The organism is Cyanobium sp. BA5m-10 (genome assembly GCF_024346255.1).
Classification (GTDB): domain Bacteria; phylum Cyanobacteriota; class Cyanobacteriia; order PCC-6307; family Cyanobiaceae; genus Cyanobium_A; species Cyanobium_A usitatum.
This window is the reverse complement of sequence record NZ_JAGQCP010000050.1, coordinates 1-17,070: the sequence shown is the minus strand read 5'-3', so window position 1 is coordinate 17,070 and position 17,070 is coordinate 1. Positions and strand designations below refer to the sequence as shown.

14 protein-coding genes are annotated in these 17,070 nt (G+C 62.5%); 10 read left to right on the top strand and 4 right to left on the bottom strand.

Annotated features, from left to right (window positions below; genetic code table 11):
* The first annotated feature begins 2 nt into the window (after window positions 1-2).
* From thrB to KBY85_RS13350, 5 genes are all read left to right on the top strand, one after another.
* Window positions 3-908 carry a homoserine kinase gene (gene thrB / locus KBY85_RS13370; RefSeq protein ID WP_254961955.1) on the top strand — a complete coding sequence of 302 codons (906 nt, stop codon included), beginning with the start codon at window positions 3-5 and terminating at the stop codon, window positions 906-908.
* A 104-nt stretch (window positions 909-1,012) separates the two neighbouring features.
* A complete protein-coding gene (locus KBY85_RS13365; RefSeq protein WP_254961958.1) occupies window positions 1,013-2,602 on the top strand; it encodes an NAD(P)H-quinone oxidoreductase subunit 4 in 1,590 nt (529 codons plus the stop codon).
* 52 nt (window positions 2,603-2,654) lie between these two features.
* A complete protein-coding gene (locus KBY85_RS13360) occupies window positions 2,655-4,739 on the top strand; it encodes a M3 family metallopeptidase (protein ID WP_254961954.1) in 2,085 nt (694 codons plus the stop codon).
* On the top strand, window positions 4,739-5,839 hold the full coding sequence (locus KBY85_RS13355) for a phosphotransferase enzyme family protein (RefSeq protein WP_254961953.1): 1,101 nt from the start codon (window positions 4,739-4,741) through the stop codon (window positions 5,837-5,839). Before KBY85_RS13360 ends, KBY85_RS13355 begins: the two co-directional genes overlap by 1 nt.
* Window positions 5,836-6,393 carry a DOMON-like domain-containing protein gene (locus KBY85_RS13350; protein ID WP_254961952.1) on the top strand — a complete coding sequence of 186 codons (558 nt, stop codon included), beginning with the start codon at window positions 5,836-5,838 and terminating at the stop codon, window positions 6,391-6,393. Before KBY85_RS13355 ends, KBY85_RS13350 begins: the two co-directional genes overlap by 4 nt.
* On the opposite strand, the gene folB is transcribed toward KBY85_RS13350, so the two are convergent.
* From folB to KBY85_RS13330, 4 genes are read right to left on the bottom strand one after another with little or no spacing between them, the layout of a single operon-like run.
* Window positions 6,390-6,749, bottom strand: a complete 360-nt coding sequence (folB, locus tag KBY85_RS13345) for a dihydroneopterin aldolase (RefSeq protein ID WP_254961951.1) — start codon at window positions 6,747-6,749, stop codon at window positions 6,390-6,392. The genes KBY85_RS13350 and folB overlap by 4 nt on opposite strands.
* A gap of 10 nt (window positions 6,750-6,759) precedes the next feature.
* Window positions 6,760-8,061 (bottom strand): glutamate-5-semialdehyde dehydrogenase, encoded by a 1,302-nt coding sequence (locus tag KBY85_RS13340; RefSeq protein ID WP_254961957.1) that lies wholly within the window; start codon window positions 8,059-8,061, stop codon window positions 6,760-6,762.
* Window positions 8,062-8,068: 7 nt separating this feature from the next.
* The gene (locus KBY85_RS13335; protein WP_254961950.1) at window positions 8,069-8,965 is read right to left on the bottom strand and encodes an ROK family protein; all 897 of its coding nucleotides are present in this window, start codon (window positions 8,963-8,965) and stop codon (window positions 8,069-8,071) included.
* Window positions 8,966-8,993: 28 nt separating this feature from the next.
* Window positions 8,994-13,274: a translocation/assembly module TamB gene (locus KBY85_RS13330; RefSeq protein WP_254961949.1), complete on the bottom strand. Its 4,281-nt coding sequence runs from the start codon at window positions 13,272-13,274 to the stop codon at window positions 8,994-8,996.
* Between the two features lie 64 nt (window positions 13,275-13,338).
* Between KBY85_RS13330 and KBY85_RS13325 the strand changes: the two genes are divergently transcribed.
* From KBY85_RS13325 to KBY85_RS13305, 5 genes are all read left to right on the top strand, one after another.
* The gene (locus tag KBY85_RS13325; protein WP_254961948.1) at window positions 13,339-13,806 is read left to right on the top strand and encodes a Ycf51 family protein; all 468 of its coding nucleotides are present in this window, start codon (window positions 13,339-13,341) and stop codon (window positions 13,804-13,806) included.
* Window positions 13,807-13,808: 2 nt separating this feature from the next.
* Window positions 13,809-14,192 (top strand): DUF4332 domain-containing protein, encoded by a 384-nt coding sequence (locus KBY85_RS13320; RefSeq protein ID WP_254961947.1) that lies wholly within the window; start codon window positions 13,809-13,811, stop codon window positions 14,190-14,192.
* A gap of 64 nt (window positions 14,193-14,256) precedes the next feature.
* The gene (locus tag KBY85_RS13315) at window positions 14,257-14,574 is read left to right on the top strand and encodes a hypothetical protein (protein ID WP_315859547.1); all 318 of its coding nucleotides are present in this window, start codon (window positions 14,257-14,259) and stop codon (window positions 14,572-14,574) included.
* A gap of 51 nt (window positions 14,575-14,625) precedes the next feature.
* Entirely contained in the window at window positions 14,626-16,200 is a 1,575-nt protein-coding gene (locus tag KBY85_RS13310; protein WP_254961946.1) for a CocE/NonD family hydrolase, read from the top strand.
* Between the two features lie 5 nt (window positions 16,201-16,205).
* Window positions 16,206-17,027 carry a DUF3887 domain-containing protein gene (locus KBY85_RS13305; RefSeq protein WP_254961945.1) on the top strand — a complete coding sequence of 274 codons (822 nt, stop codon included), beginning with the start codon at window positions 16,206-16,208 and terminating at the stop codon, window positions 17,025-17,027.
* Window positions 17,028-17,070 lie beyond the last annotated feature (43 nt).

Sequence of the window (17,070 nt, the reverse complement as noted above, 5' to 3'; positions counted from 1 at the left end):
ATGTGGGCCCTGGCTTTGACTGTCTGGGGGCTGCCCTGGATCTCGACAACGTCTTTCAGATGCGCTGCATCGAGGGAGGCAGCGAGCGCTTTGATCTGATTATTGAAGGCAGCGAAGGAGCCCACCTACGCGGTGGGCCCGACAACCTGGTGTATCGCTCGGCCCAACGGGTGTGGAAAGAAGCTGGCGAGGAGCCGGTGGCCCTAGAGGCAAGAGTGCGACTGGCGGTGCCGCCGGCCCGGGGCTTAGGCAGCAGCGCCACGGCGATCGTGGCTGGCCTATTCGGCGCCAATGCGTTGGTGGGCGAGCCCCTCAGCCGCGAGAAGCTGCTGGAGTTGGCCATAGATATTGAAGGCCATCCCGACAACGTGGTGCCCTCCCTGGTGGGGGGATTGTGCATGACAGCCAAGGCGGCCTCGCACCGTTGGCGGGTGGTGCGCTGTGAGTGGTCGCCCCTGGTACAGGCCGTAGTGGCTATCCCAGCTATCCGGCTCACCACCAGCGAAGCAAGGCGAGCCATGCCGAAATCAATTCCGGTGGGGGATGCGGTAATCAACCTGGGCTGCCTTACCTTGCTGCTGCAGGGGCTGCGCACCGGCAATGGCGACCTAATCACCGATGGCATGCACGACCGCCTGCATGAGCCCTACCGCTGGGGCCTGATCCACGGTGGCAAGGCCGTGAGGGAGGCGGCACTAGCAGCGGGAGCCTGGGGTTGCGTGATCAGTGGCGCCGGTCCAAGCCTGCTTGCCCTGTGCCCCAAACCTGAGGCCGAAAACGTCAGCAGAGCGATGGTTCGGGCCTGGCACCAAGCCGGGGTTGAGTCCCGCTCCGAGGTGCTGGCCATCCAGCAGCTGGGCAGCCGCTGGGAGCACTTGCCAGACCAGAAGCCCGCTGTCAGTGAGTAAATTTACTCAGTCGAGCAACCGGGGCTGATAGGTTGGTTGCCGATTTGAACAGCGCCTGACCTCGGCCCTGTTCAGCGAATCACCAGATCTGCAATCGGGCCGTGATGGACGTCAACATGCCCCTGCTAGTCGCGTCCAGCCTGGGCGCTCCAGCAGCGGAATCGGCCTTTCCCTGGCTGAGCCTGATCGTGCTGCTGCCAGCAGCAGTAGCCCTGGTAATGCCTCTGCTGCCAGGAGATGGCAGCGACCCCAAGTGGCCCCGCACCCTGGCCCTCGCCACCCTGGCGATCGACCTTGGTCTAATGCTGTTCTGCTTTAACAGGCACTTCGATGGCTCCATAAGTGATTTGCAACTGGTCGAAAGGGTCAGCTGGGTGCCGGCCATGGGCCTGGAGTGGTCCCTGGCAGCTGATGGCCTTTCCACACCGCTGGTGCTGCTCTCAGGCCTGGTAACCCTGCTTTCGGTTGCAGCCAGCTGGAACATCAAGACTAAAACCCGCCTCTATTTCGCCCTGATGCTTGTTCAGGCCTCAGCCCAGGGCCTGGTTTTTCTCTCCCAAGACTTTCTGCTTTTCTTCCTTGCCTGGGAGCTTGAGCTGGTTCCGGTATATCTATTAATAGCAATCTGGGGTGGCAAGCAACGTCAATATGCGGCCACTAAGTTTATTTTATATACCGCCACAGCCTCCCTGCTGATCTTGTTGAGCGGCCTTGCTCTTGCCTTCTCAGGCGACAGCTTCAGCTTCAACCTCTCAGAGCTAGCCAACCGTTCCCCAGGTGGCACCTTTGGCCTGCTCTGTTATCTGGGCTTCCTGGTGGGCTTCGGGGTGAAATTGCCAATGTTCCCCCTCCACACCTGGTTGCCCGACGCCCACGGTGAAGCAAATGCGCCCGTATCGATGTTGCTGGCAGGGGTGCTGCTGAAGATGGGTGGCTACGCCCTGCTGCGCTTCAACGTGCAGATGCTTCCGGAGGTGCATCTGAGGTTGGCACCAGCCCTAATTGTGCTCGGCATTGTCAACATCGTCTATGGCGCCCTGAATGCTTTTGCCCAGGACAATGTCAAACGGCGAATTGCCTGCAGCTCCGTGAGCCACATGGGTTTTGTGCTGCTCGGTATTGGTGCAGTAGATGCCCTTGGCATCAGCGGCGCCATGTTGCAGATGATCAGTCATGGCTTGATCGCAGCTGCCATGTTCTTTGTTACCGGGGTGTTTTACGAACGCACTAAAACCCTCTCAATCCCCAACATGGGCGGCCTCGCCAAGGCCCTGCCGATCACCTTCGCCTTTTTCCTGGCCAGCTCTCTTGCTTCCCTTGCCCTGCCAGGCATGAGTGGCTTTGTGAGCGAGATCACGGTGTTTCTTGGCATCACCGCCAACGACGACTTCACCATCGGCTTCCGGGTGATCGCCATCGTGCTGGCAGCGATCGGATTAGTACTTACTCCTGTTTACCTGCTCAGCCTCTGCCGCCGGGTGTTCTTCGGTCCCAGAATTCCTGCCCTAGCTGTGGTGGGCGACATGCGTCCACGGGAGCTTTTTATTGGTCTCACCCTGCTGATACCAACGCTGGCGATTGGCTTTTGGCCCCGGCTGGCAATCGATGTCTATGAGGCCTCAACCAACGCCCTAGCCCAGCAATTGAGTGCAACTGCCCTGTTTGCCATGGGCCGGGTCACCGCCCTGGGCTAATTCACAAAAGCTTGCTGGATCGGCTGGAATGGCTGCACCAAATCCCCCGTCCATGACCCTGAGCGCACCCCTGCCCTTGCTGCTTGGTCAGGGTCTTCCGCCCTTCGATGCGATCACGCCGGAGCAGGTAGAGCAGGCGATCCCAGCCTTACTGAGCGACCTAAACGAATCTCTCTCCGACCAGGAAGCCAGGCTTGAGCTGCGCTTAGGCGAATCCGAGTTGCTCAGCTGGGAGGAGGTTATGGAGCCACTACACCAGCTTGGCGAGCGGTTGCGCTGGAGCTGGGGGGTGGTGAGCCATCTCAATGGCGTCTGCAACACACCAGCCCTGCGGGAGGCCCACCAACAGCAGCAGGGGGCCGTGGTGCAATTCGGCAACCGCGCTGGGCAATCGCGTCCGATATATCGAGCTCTCGAGGCACTGCAAGCCAATCCCAGCCAGCTCGATGCCACCCAGAGCCGCATCCTGGCGGCGGAGCTACGGGACATGCAGTTGCGGGGCGTGGGCCTGGAAGGGCAAGAGCAGCAAGCCTTCAACGCCGCCTGTGAGCGGCTCGCCGAACTCGCCACCGCTTTCGGCAACCACGTGCTCGATGCCACCAACGGCTGGAGCCTCACTTTGAACAGCGAAGCCGAACTGGCCGGCCTACCAGCCAGCCTGCGGCAGCTGCTGGCCCAAGCTGCCTCAGATGCCGGTGAAAGCGGCTGGCGCCTGGGGCTAGATATGCCGAGGGTGGTGCCCTTTCTCAAATTCAGTGAGCGCAGGGACCTGCGCGAAAAGGTCTACCGCGCCCAGGTGGGCAGGGCCGCCAGCGGCGAACTGGATAACAATCCCCTGATTGCCCAAATCCTGGAGCTGAAGTTGAAGCAAGCCCAGCTGCTGGGCTATGCCAACTGGGCCGAGGTAAGCCTGGCCTCCAAAATGGCCGGCTCGGTGCAAGAGGTCGAAGACCTACTTGAAGACCTGCGCGCTGCAGCCTTCCCAGTGGCCCAGCAGGAGCTCGCCGCCCTTGCTGCCTGCGCCAGGCGCCACGGGGCACCCGAGGCAGCTGAGCTCAAGCCCTGGGACGTGAGCTACTGGGCAGAGGTGCTGCGTCAGGAGAGTTTCGAGCTCAACAGCGAGGCCCTCAGACCCTGGTTTTCCCTGAAGCAGGTTTTGCAGGGGCTGTTTGTTCTTTGCCAGCGCCTCTTCGACATACAAATAGTGGCCGCAGATGGGGAAGCACCGATTTGGCACAGCGATGTGCGCTATTTCCGAGTGCTCGAAGCCCGTAACGGGGAGCCCCTGGCAGGTTTTTACCTTGATCCCTATAGCCGCCCTGGCAGCAAGCGCGGTGGAGCTTGGATGGATGAATGCCTCGGCCGCTCCCGCAGCATCACCGGCGAGCCCGTGTTGCCGGTGGCCTACTTGATCTGCAACCAGAGCCCACCGGTGGGGGACACCCCCAGCCTGATGACCTTCGACGAGGTTGAAACCCTCTTCCACGAATTTGGTCATGGCCTCCAGCACATGCTCACCACGGTGGAGCGGCCCCAGGCCGCCGGTATCAACAACGTGGAGTGGGACGCGGTAGAGCTACCCAGCCAGTTCATGGAGAACTGGTGCTACGACCGGGCCACCTTGCTGGGCATGGCACGCCACTGGCAAAGCGGCGAACCGCTACCGGAGGCCGAATACCAAAAGCTGCTGGCTGCTCGCACCTTCATGGCTGGCGGCGCCACCCTGCGCCAGGTGCACTTCGCCCTCACCGATCTACGCCTGCACAGCCAGTGGACCCCCGACAGCGGTGAGAGTCCGGATCAACTGCGCCGCCATATCGCTGCCACCACAACGGTGCTTGAGCCCATAGCCGAGGACGCCTTGCTCTGCGCCTTCAGCCATATTTTTGCCGGCGGCTATGCGGCCGGCTACTACTCCTACAAGTGGGCTGAGGTGCTCAGCGCCGATGCCTTCAGCGCTTTCGAGGAGGTGGGCCTGGAGCAGGAGGAGGAGATCGTCGCCACCGGCCGCCGCTTCCGCGACACCGTGCTCAGCCTCGGTGGCAGCCGCTCCCCAGCTGAGGTGTTCGAAGCCTTCCGAGGGCGTCAGCCAAGCAGCGAGGCGCTGATCCGACATTCCGGGCTGGTGGCCGCCTGATGGCCACTCCTGCACCGGAGCTGGTGGCGGTCGCCGAGGCCTTCATCCTCCCCGGACCTGTCACAACGATTGCACCTCTTGGTAACGGCAACGTCAACGACACCTACTTAATGGAGGTGGGCTCTGGAGGGGCAACAGCAAGCCGCTATGTGTTGCAAAGGCTCAATACCGGGGTGTTTCCCCAGCCGGAGCTGGTGATGCAAAACCTGGAGGCGCTCAGCGAACATGCCAAGCAGCATCCTCTGATCGGACAGCGATGGGAAGTGCCGCGGCTAATCGCAAACCGCCATACCGGCCGACCCTGGCTATGGGTAGAGGGCCAATTTTGGCGTCTACAGAGCTTCATCGAAGAAGCCGTGACGGTTGAGGCGATCACGGACCGGGAGCAGGCCCGGCAGGTAGGTCGCGGCCTAGGGCTATTCCACTTGCTGATCAGCGACCTGCCCCTAGAGCAACTAGCCGACACCCTGCCGGGTTTCCACGTCACACCGACCTACCTGGCGGCCTACGACCAAGCTCTGCTATGTAGCCCAATAGGTCAGGACGGTCGGGAGCAATGGTGTGCTGCATTTGTAGAGCAACGCCGCGAACTGGCACCGATCCTTGAGGACGCCATTAAAGCGGGCTTTCTGCAGCTGCGGCCTATTCACGGCGACCCCAAAATCAACAATGTGATGCTCTGCGCCCACACGGGAACTGCCGTGAGCATGGTGGATCTAGACACAGTTAAGCCAGGCCTGGTGCACTACGATATTGGTGATTGCTTGCGTTCAGCCTGCAATCCAGCGGGGGAAGAAGCCTGTGAACCAGATAGCGTCAAATTTGATCTAGATCTCTGCGAGACCCTCCTGGAGGGCTACCTGGACGCGGCAAGAACATCCCTAAGCGATACGGACCTAGATTACATCTTTGTGTCGGCAAGGCTGATCAGCTTTGAGCTAGGAATGCGCTTCTTAAGTGACCATCTAGCTGGCAATGTCTACTTTCGTACCACCCATCCCAACCACAACCTCGCAAGGGCTCTAGTGCAATTTCGTCTCACCGAAAGCATTGAGGCCCAGGAAGAAAAAATCCGGCAGATTGTGGCAAAACTGCGATGAAAAGCACCAGCTTCAAATTAATTCCTTATGCAGCCGAAATGCAGGGGGAACTTGCTCTCTACTCACTCCATGGCCAACTCAGCGTGGTTGAGAATACTCTGCAGATCACATTCCAGCTTGAGGGCGAACTAGCCAAGTTGAGGATTGCTCGTAGCAGCGGCCCACCACTGCGACAAGACCTTCTTTGGCAAGCAACCTGCCTGGAATTCTTTCTTGCCGCTGCAGGTAACAGCGACTACTGGGAGTACAACCTTTCGCCCGCCGGTCACTGGAACGTCTATCACCTAGAGGGCTACCGGCAGGGGCTAGCCGAGGAACCTGCCTACAAGCAACTCCCCTTCAGCGTGATGGGCGATGACAAACAATTGAGCTTGAGCCTTACTTGCGCGCTGCCACCAGCGCTGGGCATCCACCGGGCTGCTGCGGGGCTCGAAGTTGGGGTGTCCGCCGTGCTCCAAAGCTCCAGCGGAGAGCTGGCCTACTGGGCCGTGGCCCATCCCGGCAGCGAACCTGACTTTCACCACAGAGGCGGGTTCTGCCTCAAATTTTCCTAGTGATGCCGGCTGCGCCGCACCGCCACAATCCCGCCAAAGCCCGGCACCGGGGCCTGACACTTGCGCAGTTCAAGGCGGACCGGCACCGGGCCATAGAGCTCCTCGATCCGTTCGAGAATCCTTTCGCTGTAGTGCTCCAGGGTTTGGCAACTCAGGCTGCGGGCCTGTTTTTGCAGGGCGGTGATCAACTGGCTGTAGTCGAGGGTGTCGGCTAGGGCATCACTGCGCCCAGCAGCACTGAGATCCACGCCCAATTCCAGATCCAGCTCAAACCACTGGCCATCCCTGCGCTCGAAATCGAGCACCCCCACATGGGCCCAAAGCCGCAGGCCTCGCAGCTGAATCGCATCGCTCATGGCAGGAAGCTCAAAGGGGCAGGGGGCGATGGCTGAACTGGCGCACGCCGCTGGCGTAATCGGCGGCGATGTGGCCCTCGCCGCGCAGCCGGTAGCGATAGGTCACCAAACCCTCCAGCCCAACGGGGCCGCGGGGGGGCATGGTTTGGGTAGAGATGCCCACCTCGGCGCCAAAGCCGTAGCGGAAGCCATCGGCGAAGCGGGTGGAGCAGTTGAGGTAGACGCCGGCGCTGTTAACCGCAGCCAAGAAGCGATCGGCTGTGGCGGCATCCCTGGTGCAGATGGCATCGGTGTGACGCGAGCCGTAGTGGGCGATGTGCGCGAGCGCGGCCTCGATGTCGGCAACGACCTTCACACTCAAGACCAGGTCGGAATATTCGGTGCTCCAGTCGTCGTCTGAGGCGGCATGAGCCACCCCTAGCGCCATGGCGGCGGCATCGCCGCGCAATTCAACCCCGGCGGCCCCGAAGGCCAGCACGGCCCTGGGCAGAAAATCAGCAGCTATTGCCGCGTCAACCAGCAGGGTTTCGATCGCGTTGCAAGCTGCCGGGTATTGGGTCTTGGAATCCAGCGCCACCTTCAGGGCCAGCTCAAGGTCGGCGGCCCTATCCACAAACAGGTGGCAAATGCCATCGGCATGACCCAGCACTGGAATACGGGTGTTGTCCTGGATGAAGCGCACCAGGGCATTGGAGCCCCGGGGAATGATCAGGTCCACCAACCCATCGAGCTTCAGCAGCCCCAAGCTTTCCTCCCGGCTGGTGAGCAGCTCCAGGGCATCGGGCTGCACCGCACTTGCGGCCAGGCCACGGCGCAACGCTGCATGAATGGCCTCACAGCTGCGGCTGGCTTCGCGGCCACCCTTGAGCAGGGCGCCGTTGCCGGAGCGAATTGCCAAGGAGGCGATCTGCATCACCGCATCTGGCCGCGCCTCAAAGATCACGCCCAGCACCCCCAGGGGCACCGTTAACCGCTCCAGCACCAACCCCGCATCTAGCTCGGTGTGGAGCTGACGGCGGCCAACCGGATCGGCAAGCTCCGCCACCTGGCGCACACCCGCGATCGCCCCTGCCAATTTGGGACCATCGAGCTTGAGCCGGGCCACCAGCGCCGGCGCCAGCTCCTCGGCGGTAGCGGCCTCAAGATCGGCCTGGTTGGCGGCCAAAATGGCTTCACTGCCTTGCTCTAGGGCTTCTGCCATGGCAAGCACGGCCTGACGGCGCTGGCCATCGTCGAGTTGGCCAAGAGCCATGGCGCAGCGGCGCACTTGGGCCGCCCGGGCCAGCAGGTCTGGGGAGGGATCAGGAATCATCAAGCCATCATCCCAAGCTGGGCGCCAAACGTTGCAGCGCCAGGCGAGCCGCCCCCAGCCGGCCGGCTCCGTTGCCAAGGCTGCAGCGACTAATCGTCAGACCCTCCCGGCTGGCTGCCTGCACCCGCTGCTCCACCTCCTGCCACACCCCTGGCAGGAAGTGATCGCTGGCGCCGCTGAGGCCACCACCAATCAGCACTAGCTCCGGCGTGAGCACATAAAGCAGCGAGCTCAAACCTTGCCCCAGCAGCTGGCCATAGGCCCGCCACACCGCCAGGGCTTCGCCATCGCCGCCAGTGGCCCGGCGGCAGAGTTCGGCCGGATCCAGGCTGGAGAGGCGATCGAAGCCACGGCGACTGCAGAAGGATTCCAGTGAGCCGTTATTACCGCTGTTGCAGGGCGGACCAGCGGGATCTAGGCCGATCAAACCGGGCTCGGCGGCCGCCCCCCGATGACCTGTAAACAACTGGCCATCTAGCAACACCGCTCCGCCCACGCCCGTGCCCAAGGTGAGCAGCAAGACATCGCTAACTCCGCGGGCCGCCCCGAGCCAGTGCTCACCGAGCAGGGCGCAGTTGGCGTCATTTGCCAGGGTCACGGGGCGCTCCAGCAGTGGTTCGAGCCAATTAGCCAAGGGCACATCCAGCCAGCCCGGCAGGTTTATGGCGATGCGCGCCACCCGGCCGGCCTGGTCGCTCGGCCCGGGATGGCCCACCCCAACCCGATCGGCCAGCCGCTGAGGATCTAGTTGCTGCACCGCCGCCACGATCGCCGTTGTCACTGCACCAGGCACCGCTGGCTGGGGCGTAGGCACCTGCAGCTCCGCCAGCAGATCGCCGGCTTCGCTGAAGCGCCCCAACTTGATGGCGCTACCACCGAGATCCACCCCGATCAACTGGTTCATCGGAATCGCTGCATCGAAATAAACAAGCTCAGAAGCGGAAAAACAGCTGCAACTGGGTCTGCCAGGCACCCTGGGCGTCGACGGCCCCTTGCAGGTTGAGCAATTCTGAGGCCTTGAAATTCAGATTTAATTGGGGCGGGACGTCGGAGCGGTTGGGGGCAGCCAACACGGATGCATTGAAGCGTTCCGTGAGATCAAGACCTATTTCCGCTCCCAGCACCAGCTGGGGCGGCACCCGGCCTGAGCGACGTTCGGCGCCGCTGGCGACACCTTGGTTCACGTAGGTGGGATAAAGGGCAAAGCTGAGTCGCTGGCCGAAGGCATCGCCGAGGGTGCCGAGCAGGGGCGAGAGCAGGGTTTGGCCTAGGGCGGTGGCAAGAGCAGTGCCGCCTGCCGATCCCGCCAGGCCGGCCAGAGTATTGCCGCCGATCAGGGCCAGTAGCCGATCTTCCGAGAGCGGTGGCGAACTGCGCAGCACCAGGTTGTCGGCAAGCCGGTCCGCCGGGCCGCTCACACTCAGGAAAACCCGCACCAAGTTGAGCTGGTCGAGGGAGTTGGTGGCGCCAGCCGCCTGAAAGTCTTGCAACGACAGGCTGCCGGCGGTCCCAATACCACTGGTGCTCGGCAGGTTGTCGGAGACCCTGGTTCGCAGGGAGATATCAAGAAAAGGAATCAATCCCATGGAGGGTGTGAACACCGCAACGTTTGGAGATTCGGGGTCGAGTCCAAAGGTGGTGGTGAACAAGTTGAGTCGGCCGTTCAGCAACCTCACCACACCCTGCAAGCGCAGGCTCGGATCCAGCCGTCCATTGAGACGCAGCAGCCCACTGGTACCAAAACTTGCCAGGTTGGGTATACCCACCTTCAGGTCGGGACCCAGCTTCAGCTTCAGGTCATCGAAACCCACAAAGCTGGCGTTAGGTACGGCGGCACGCAGGGACTCACTAGCGTTGCTCTCCACATCGGGACCGAGCAGTACCAAGGGCTGGTCGTAATTCCAGCGGGATTCGAGCAATTCAGCAGCGCTAGCTACCGGTGCCGCAAGATTGGCTTCACTGGCCAGTCGGGCCGGCTGAACGTTGACGCTGCCCCGGGATATAGCCAGCTCCCCGCCAATATCTAGGGCAGCAACGCTGCCTCCGATTTGAAGGGACCCATCAGCCACAGCTTTGATCCGAGACATGGCAAAGGGCACCTTTTCAAGCTCTACCTTCAGGGTTGCGTCTTTGCCATCAGCGGTGGCCTCAGGGCGAAACAGCCCCAGGCTTCCGCTACCACGCACCACTCCCTTATCTCCCACCTTGGCGTTGAACTCCTGAAGCAGAAGCTGCTCAAAGTCGAACAGCACGGTGGCATCGACGTCACGAACCTTTTGGCCGATGAACTGCAACTGAGCACCCCGGAAACGCAAAAATCCGTTAGCGATCGGCTCTCTGACGCTGCCGCGCACAAGCAGTTGCAGGTCGCCGCTGCCCTGATTCCACTGCAGGGCAGGCTGGGCAAGCCCAGCCAGGAAGCGCAAGCCGTCGTCACGACTAGCCAGGCGCAGTTCAAGACCCTGCTTCCCCGGATCTAAGGGCACAACACCCGCCAATTCGACGCTGCTTGAAGCCCCGGCCGCCCGCAAAGAAAGATCGAGGAGCAGCCTGGCCTGCTCCAGCTGAATGGTGCTCCGCTCCAGCACCAAAGCCGTTTCCCTTAGGTAGCCATCAACCAGGCTGATGTTGAGGGCAAGCTCAGGTTGGGGAGTGCCGAGGCGGTAGCGCCCCTGCAGAGATAGGCGGCCCCGCAATCCGGCGGGCACAGGGGTAAGCAGCGCCAACAGCTCAAGGGGCAGGTCAGCCAGGCTGAAATTGCCAGCCCCCCGCCGCAGGGGCCCGGTGAACTTCACCAGCACCGGCACAGAGGTAAGGGGCTGGTCCTGGTTTGCCTCAGGCAACCACAGGTGGGCGCGGGCCTGGAGGTCGGCGCGGGCTTCTAGCAGGCTGGCTCCGTCAAGGCGCAGGTCTGCGTCGATGTGACCTGCCAGCCGCTGCAGCCGCTCCTGGGGACTGCTTTGCCGGTCACGTTCCAGCCTGGCAGAGCTCAGGCGAGCTCTAGCAAGCTCCAGGGCCCGCAGCTGGTCCTGCATGCTGCCGCTAAAGGTATCGATAAGCAGGGTGCCGATGTCGCTGGCCCGGCCCAGGATCGGCGCGCTCCCTCCGCGCCACTGGGGCCAGGCCCTGACCAACTGCTGCAAAAACAGCAGCGGTAATCGCTCACCCTGAAGGCGGGCTCGGAAGGCGCCATGCCACACGCCACTCCAATCGATGGCAAGGTTGCCCCCAGCAAGGGGAGAGATAGCTCCTTGGACTGAGTAGCGACGCTTGGCGTAGCGGATATTCGCCTGGGCCGATTTCCCCCAGACGCCCAAAAACACCGGCCGATCAAGCTGGGCGCTACCGCTAAAGGCCAGGGGTTGGAGTTCGAGCAGGCCCTGACCGCTCAGCCGGGCTTGCAGGGGTTGTCGCCTCGAATTTGGCCCCAGGGCTAGCTGCAATCCATCGAGGGGCAACTGGGATGACTGCCAGCGGTAGGCCCGAGGGCTGCCGTTGAGTTCCAGAGTGCCGCCGGCCCGGTCAAGGCGAACTGCACGGGGGACCCAACGGGAATCGAGGCGGGCTTCCAGCACCCCCAGCGGCGCTGGGGCGAGGGCTTGCATGCGTAGGCGCCCACCACCAGCCGGATCACCAAACCACTGGCCTTGCCAGTTTTCCCGCAAGCTGAGGGGGCCGGCACCGGGCTGGTCGATCCGTAGATCCAGGTCTGGCTTCAAGGCTTTGAGAGGGCCCCGAACCCGGCCAGTGGCCTGCAAGATTCCCTGCAATTGGGTGCCCACAAGCAGATCGAGCCGCTCGAGGGGGTAGCGCTGCAGCTCCAAGTTGAGATCGAGCTGACCTGGCACCAGCCCCTCACCGGCCCGCAGGCCCAGGGGCAACACGCCACGGGCGGAGAGGTGGGCACTACTGAAACGCTGCAGCACTAGGCGCTTGTCGCGCCAATCCAAAACCGCATCCCAGCGACCCAGCAACGGGTTACTGGGCTGACCAAAGCGGGCCTGGAGCTGGGGCAGGAGCCACGGCCCCCTGGCCGTCACTGAACCGCCAACTTGCTGGTTCAACACCCAGGCGGGGGTGCCGGCTTGCAGGGGAAGGTCACCGGGCCAGAGCTGCCATTGCCCCGTCAGATCAAAACGCCTGGCCAAGCTCCCCTTGAGCTTTAGCCAGGAGCGGCCGCGGGCCAGCTCAAACTGGCGCAACTGAAGCTGGTTACGCTGCCACAGCCCCTCAAGCCGCAGGGTGCCCTGCAGGCCCTTGCTGCCCGGTGCTCCCCAGCGCCAAGCAGAGCGGTCCAACTCGAGCGCCTGACCGCTGCAGCGCAGTTGGCTGGATGGCAACTCCAGTCGGGATACGCCGGTCGCAGGCCGCCAGCGCAATTGGCGCAGCTGGGCTCCACCTCGACAGAAGGGCTGGCGGTCCTTCCAGGCCAAGGCGAACGTGCCATCTGCGCGACCCGCAAGCTGACCAGGCAGGCCTAACAGGCGCTGCAGCGGGGCTAGCTGCAAGGCCTTTGCCCGCAGGGTTCCATCCCAGCGCTGCCTCTGCCAATTGCCCTGAAGCTCCATGGCCAGCTCGCCAGCGGCCACCTCCGAGCGCAGCCAAGCCGCCAGTTCAACCTCCCGGCGATGGGGCCGCACTGCACCACGGCCCGTGAGGCGGAGGCTCGTACCGGAAGGCTGCAGGTTGAGCAAGGCGGGATCCACCAGGCGCAACCTGAGATCCAGGCGCGGCGGCTTGGTGCCTACAGCAAGCCGCCCTGGCACCCAATACTGACCTTGAGAGTTGCGCCGCAACTCAGAGCGCACACCAGCCAAGCCCACATGCACCACGGGCAACCGCTTGCGCAGGCTGGCTAGCGGATCCACGCTCACCAAAACCGAACGCACCAAGACTGAGGAGCCATCCAGCCGCCCAGGGGCGATGCGACTGGGCCCAATGCGCAGACCACCCCAACCGAGACCCTGATATTCGCCAAGCTCAACGGGATGGCCAGCAAGCTGGCTGAGCGGCTGTTCAAGCCGAGGTCTCCAGTGCTCGTAGAGCTTTCTCAAGGCCTGATTCCCGCCCCAGACCAACAGAATCAGGGCACCGCAGCCGCCCGTAAACGCCGCCAGCAAGCGGACGCTGCCCTGGCCCTGAGGCCAGGGTGGGGGTGCAAGTGACGACGAAGCGGGGACTGGCCCAGGGTTCTGTTCTGGCAACTCCGCCATTCCCGTGGGCTGCCACCCCTGCGACGGCCGCAATATAAAGGCACTATCCCAAACATCCAGCCCTATGGCCGCTGATCCAATCCTGCTCACAGCGGGCAAATGGCTGGGGGCCGCCAGTGGGGTCCTGGCTTTGACCACGATTGTTGGTTATTTGAGCCGCTGGGGGATTCGCTTTCGGCTGGTTGGTGTCACCAGCTTCACGGCCCTGCTCGCCGTTTCCTGCCTGGCCTTTGCGGTGAGCTACACCCCTCGGGTGCAGCTAGCTGGGGCCGTGAGCGTGCCAGTGGTGTTTGACAACGGCATCGCCCTGGTGGTGGCAGCAGCGCCAGACGACCTAGCGGATGGGGCCGCCGCACCCACCATTCAGCAAGTAGCCCAAAACCTCAGGGGTGGCGGCCGCAGCAGCGCCGACAACCTGGTGCATGTGCGACTGCGCCGGGTCGAGACGGTGGCCCCAGGGCTCAGCAAGCCAGTGGTGCTGGCAGAAGCCACCCGCAGCCTGACAAGTGGTGATGTTGAGCTACAGCCCTAGCCATGTGGCAACTGCCGATTCACTTTCAGCGTGAACAACGCCAATTGGAGCTAGCCGGCATCGAAGACTGGCCCCAACTCGCCGGTCTCCAAGACCAGGACCTGCGCCGGCTCGGCCGCAGCGGCGGCGCCAGCGAGGCCCGGCTGATCAAGCTTCGGGGCCAGGCCCGGCTAGTGGTGGAGGTAGGACTCGAGCCGGCAGAAGCCGCCCTGCTGCTCTACGCCGGTATCGCTAGCAGGGCTGGATTGGCGGCCAGTGATCCGCACCAACTCTTGGTACAGATGGGCCGGCTGCAACGAAGCCTCACCGGCATGGCCTCCCCCCTGCTCGATCTGACCACCTTGAGCGAATGGATCCGGCGCGCTCAGCGCCGCCCCACGAACTGATCCAGAGCAGCCACCAGCCGACGCCCCTGGTGGCTCAAATGGAGAAGCTTTGGGGCTGCATACGTTGTCAAATCTCCACTCCCCCCCCATTAATTCGACCTGCGGCCGTTACATCTTCGGCCTGGTGCCGCTGCTGCTGATCAGCCTGGCAGTCCTTTGGTCACCTGCCCTGGCCCAATCCCAATTGCTTGAGTCCGTGAAGCAAAACCCTGCGAGGGCAAAGGCGCTTTGCAGCCAGTTTCAGGGCTTCAACGCCCAGGCGCTCTCCGCCACATCCAGCTCGGCCGTGAGCCAGATCGCCCGCCAAGAAAACCTCAGCCCCATGGATTCTGAGGTTCTTATCACCTATGTGATTGGGCTTTATTGCCCCGATGTGCGCTGAGTGAGCAGCCCGGCGCCAAACCTTTTGCAGGTTCGCTGGCGAGACGAGGCCATGGATTGCCGGGATGGCACCCAGCTGATCAGCCGAGTCTGGCAACCAGCAGACCAAGGACCATGGCCGGTGCTGCTGATGCGACAGCCCTACGGCCGAGCGATCGCCTCAACTATTACCTATGCCCATCCCAGCTGGTACGCAGCCCATGGCTTTCTGGTAGTTGTTCAGGATGTGCGCGGTCAAGGTGCTTCCCAGGGGACGTTCCAAGGATTCGAGCAGGAGTTATCCGATGGGGCAGACACCATCCGCTGGGTTCGCAAACTTGAAGGCAGTAACGGAAGAGTTGGTTGCTATGGATTTTCATACCAAGGCCTGACCCAACTACTAAGCGACGATCCAGGGGCTATTCCCGACTGCCTGGCACCGGCTATGGCTGGTTTGGACGAGCGCGGTGACTGGGCCTGCGAAGGAGGAGCCCACTGGTGGGCCCTAGGCCTCGGCTGGGGACTGCAATTGGCAGCCCTTCGCTGCAAGAAACTTGGGGACGATGCCGGCTGGCAAGCGATTCGCCGCAGCCTCGACTCGGGCGACTTTCTGGCTGAAGGCTTTGACCTGCTCAAGCGCCATGACCCCCAAGGCATGGCCTGCCGCTGGCTGCAGCTGCCGGCAAGCGAGGCCCCTAGGTGGGTTAGCCACCAACCAGTCGCAGCTCTATTGCAGCGCCCGATGCTGCTGATAGGTGGCTGGTACGACCCCCATCTGCGCGGCATCTTGAACCTCTTTGCACTTGCTAGCGCTGCAGGTGGCTCGCCGCTGCTCCGCATTGGTGCCTATACCCACCTCGACTGGAACGGCGGCCTTGATCGGTTGCAACTGGCCTTCTTTCAGCACCATCTTCAGAATCAAGCCGCTACAGAAGAACTCAGCGCTGCAGTTCTTTTCGAAAAAGACCCCCTTACAAACGGCAAGAACTCAAGCCTCCATTGGCGGCCCCCCAATTCAGACAGCAGCAACCTGAGCTGGGGGCTACGTAGTCGTGGCCTGGCCACAATCGACGTGGAGGAGGGCGAATTGCTGCTCGATCAATTTGGCAGCGGCGAGGTCGCCCTAGTGCACGATCCCTGGCGACCAGTTCCAGGCCGGGGCGGCCACCTTGGCCTCGATCCAGGCCCGTGTGAACGCGGCGACCTGGACCGCCGTAGTGATGTGATCTGCTTCACCAGTGCCCCACTCAGCACGCCCTTGGAGCTGGAAGGACGGCCCCTATTGACCATTGCTGTGCGGGCCGACCAACCCAGCTTTGATCTTTGTGCAGCTCTCTCGGTGATTGATCCCCAGGGAAGGGTGCTCCAACTGAGCACGGGTGTGGCCAGGACGCAGCAGCTAGCAGGCGAAAAAAAGCTGCTGCGAGTTCAATTGCAGCCCCTGCTAGCTGAGCTCTGCCCCGGGGAACGGTTGCGACTCTCCCTAGCGGGAGCGGCCTGGCCGCAGATTGCCGTAAACCCCGGAGATGGCCTCGAGACCTTCGGGCCTACCGGCCCGCACCATCGAGTCATCACGCTGGAGCTTGAACTGGCTGATTCCCAATTGCAGCTGCTGCCCCTCTTGGGCGGCAAATTTGGGGCACACTGATCCAAATGTTTGTTTTTGCGATGTCGCTGCGCTACCTGCGCTTTGTTCAACAGCCCCAGGCCCTCAGCCGCATGGCTCTCGGCATGCTTGCGCTGGCCACCGGCCTGAGCATCACCATGGCCGCAGTGCCAGGAACATCAGGCAGTGCGGCTTTGGCCCAGAGCCAGAGCGGTGGTGTGGATCGTCCAGCCCTCAGCGTCGAAGCCGCCCGCGATGCAGCCAATCGGATTTTGGCAGCAGTTAAAAGCCGCAATCCCAACCTGCGCTACAGCCAATTCTCAGAGGAACTCAAGGCGGTTAGCAGCCCTTCGATGGTGGCGGAGACAATGCGCACCCAGCCCAAACTGTTGAGCTGGACCCTGCTCAGCGTGCAAGGGGGTTTGCGCAACACCACCGTTGAGGCCAGCATCACCACAACCATGGGCAAGCGAGAGCTGTTCATCGTGCTCAACCCCGAAGGCAAACTCGCTGGTTACCACCTGGATGTAACCGATGAGGCACCCGGCGCGGTTGCCAAGAGATTTGTGACCGCCCTAAGCAGTGGCCAGTTCATCTCAGCGCGCAGCTTTTTGAGCCTGTCACTGCAGAAGGAAATCTCCGCGAGCAGCCTGCAGGTGCGCTGGCAGCAGCTCCAACGTCAAACCGGCGAATTTGTACGGATCCGCAAGGCTGTGGTGGCCGAGGGCGGCGGCGACCAGCGTCTTGTACTCGTCAATACCGATTTCAATCGACTTAGCGATTCACTCTTTGTGATCCTTAACGCCAACAACGAAATAATCGGCATCGACTTTCCCAGCGATCCAATCACCCCCAAGCCGGTGCGCTGAGCCCTAAGACGCCTAAGCTCGCCTTCCGATCGCTGCTGGTACA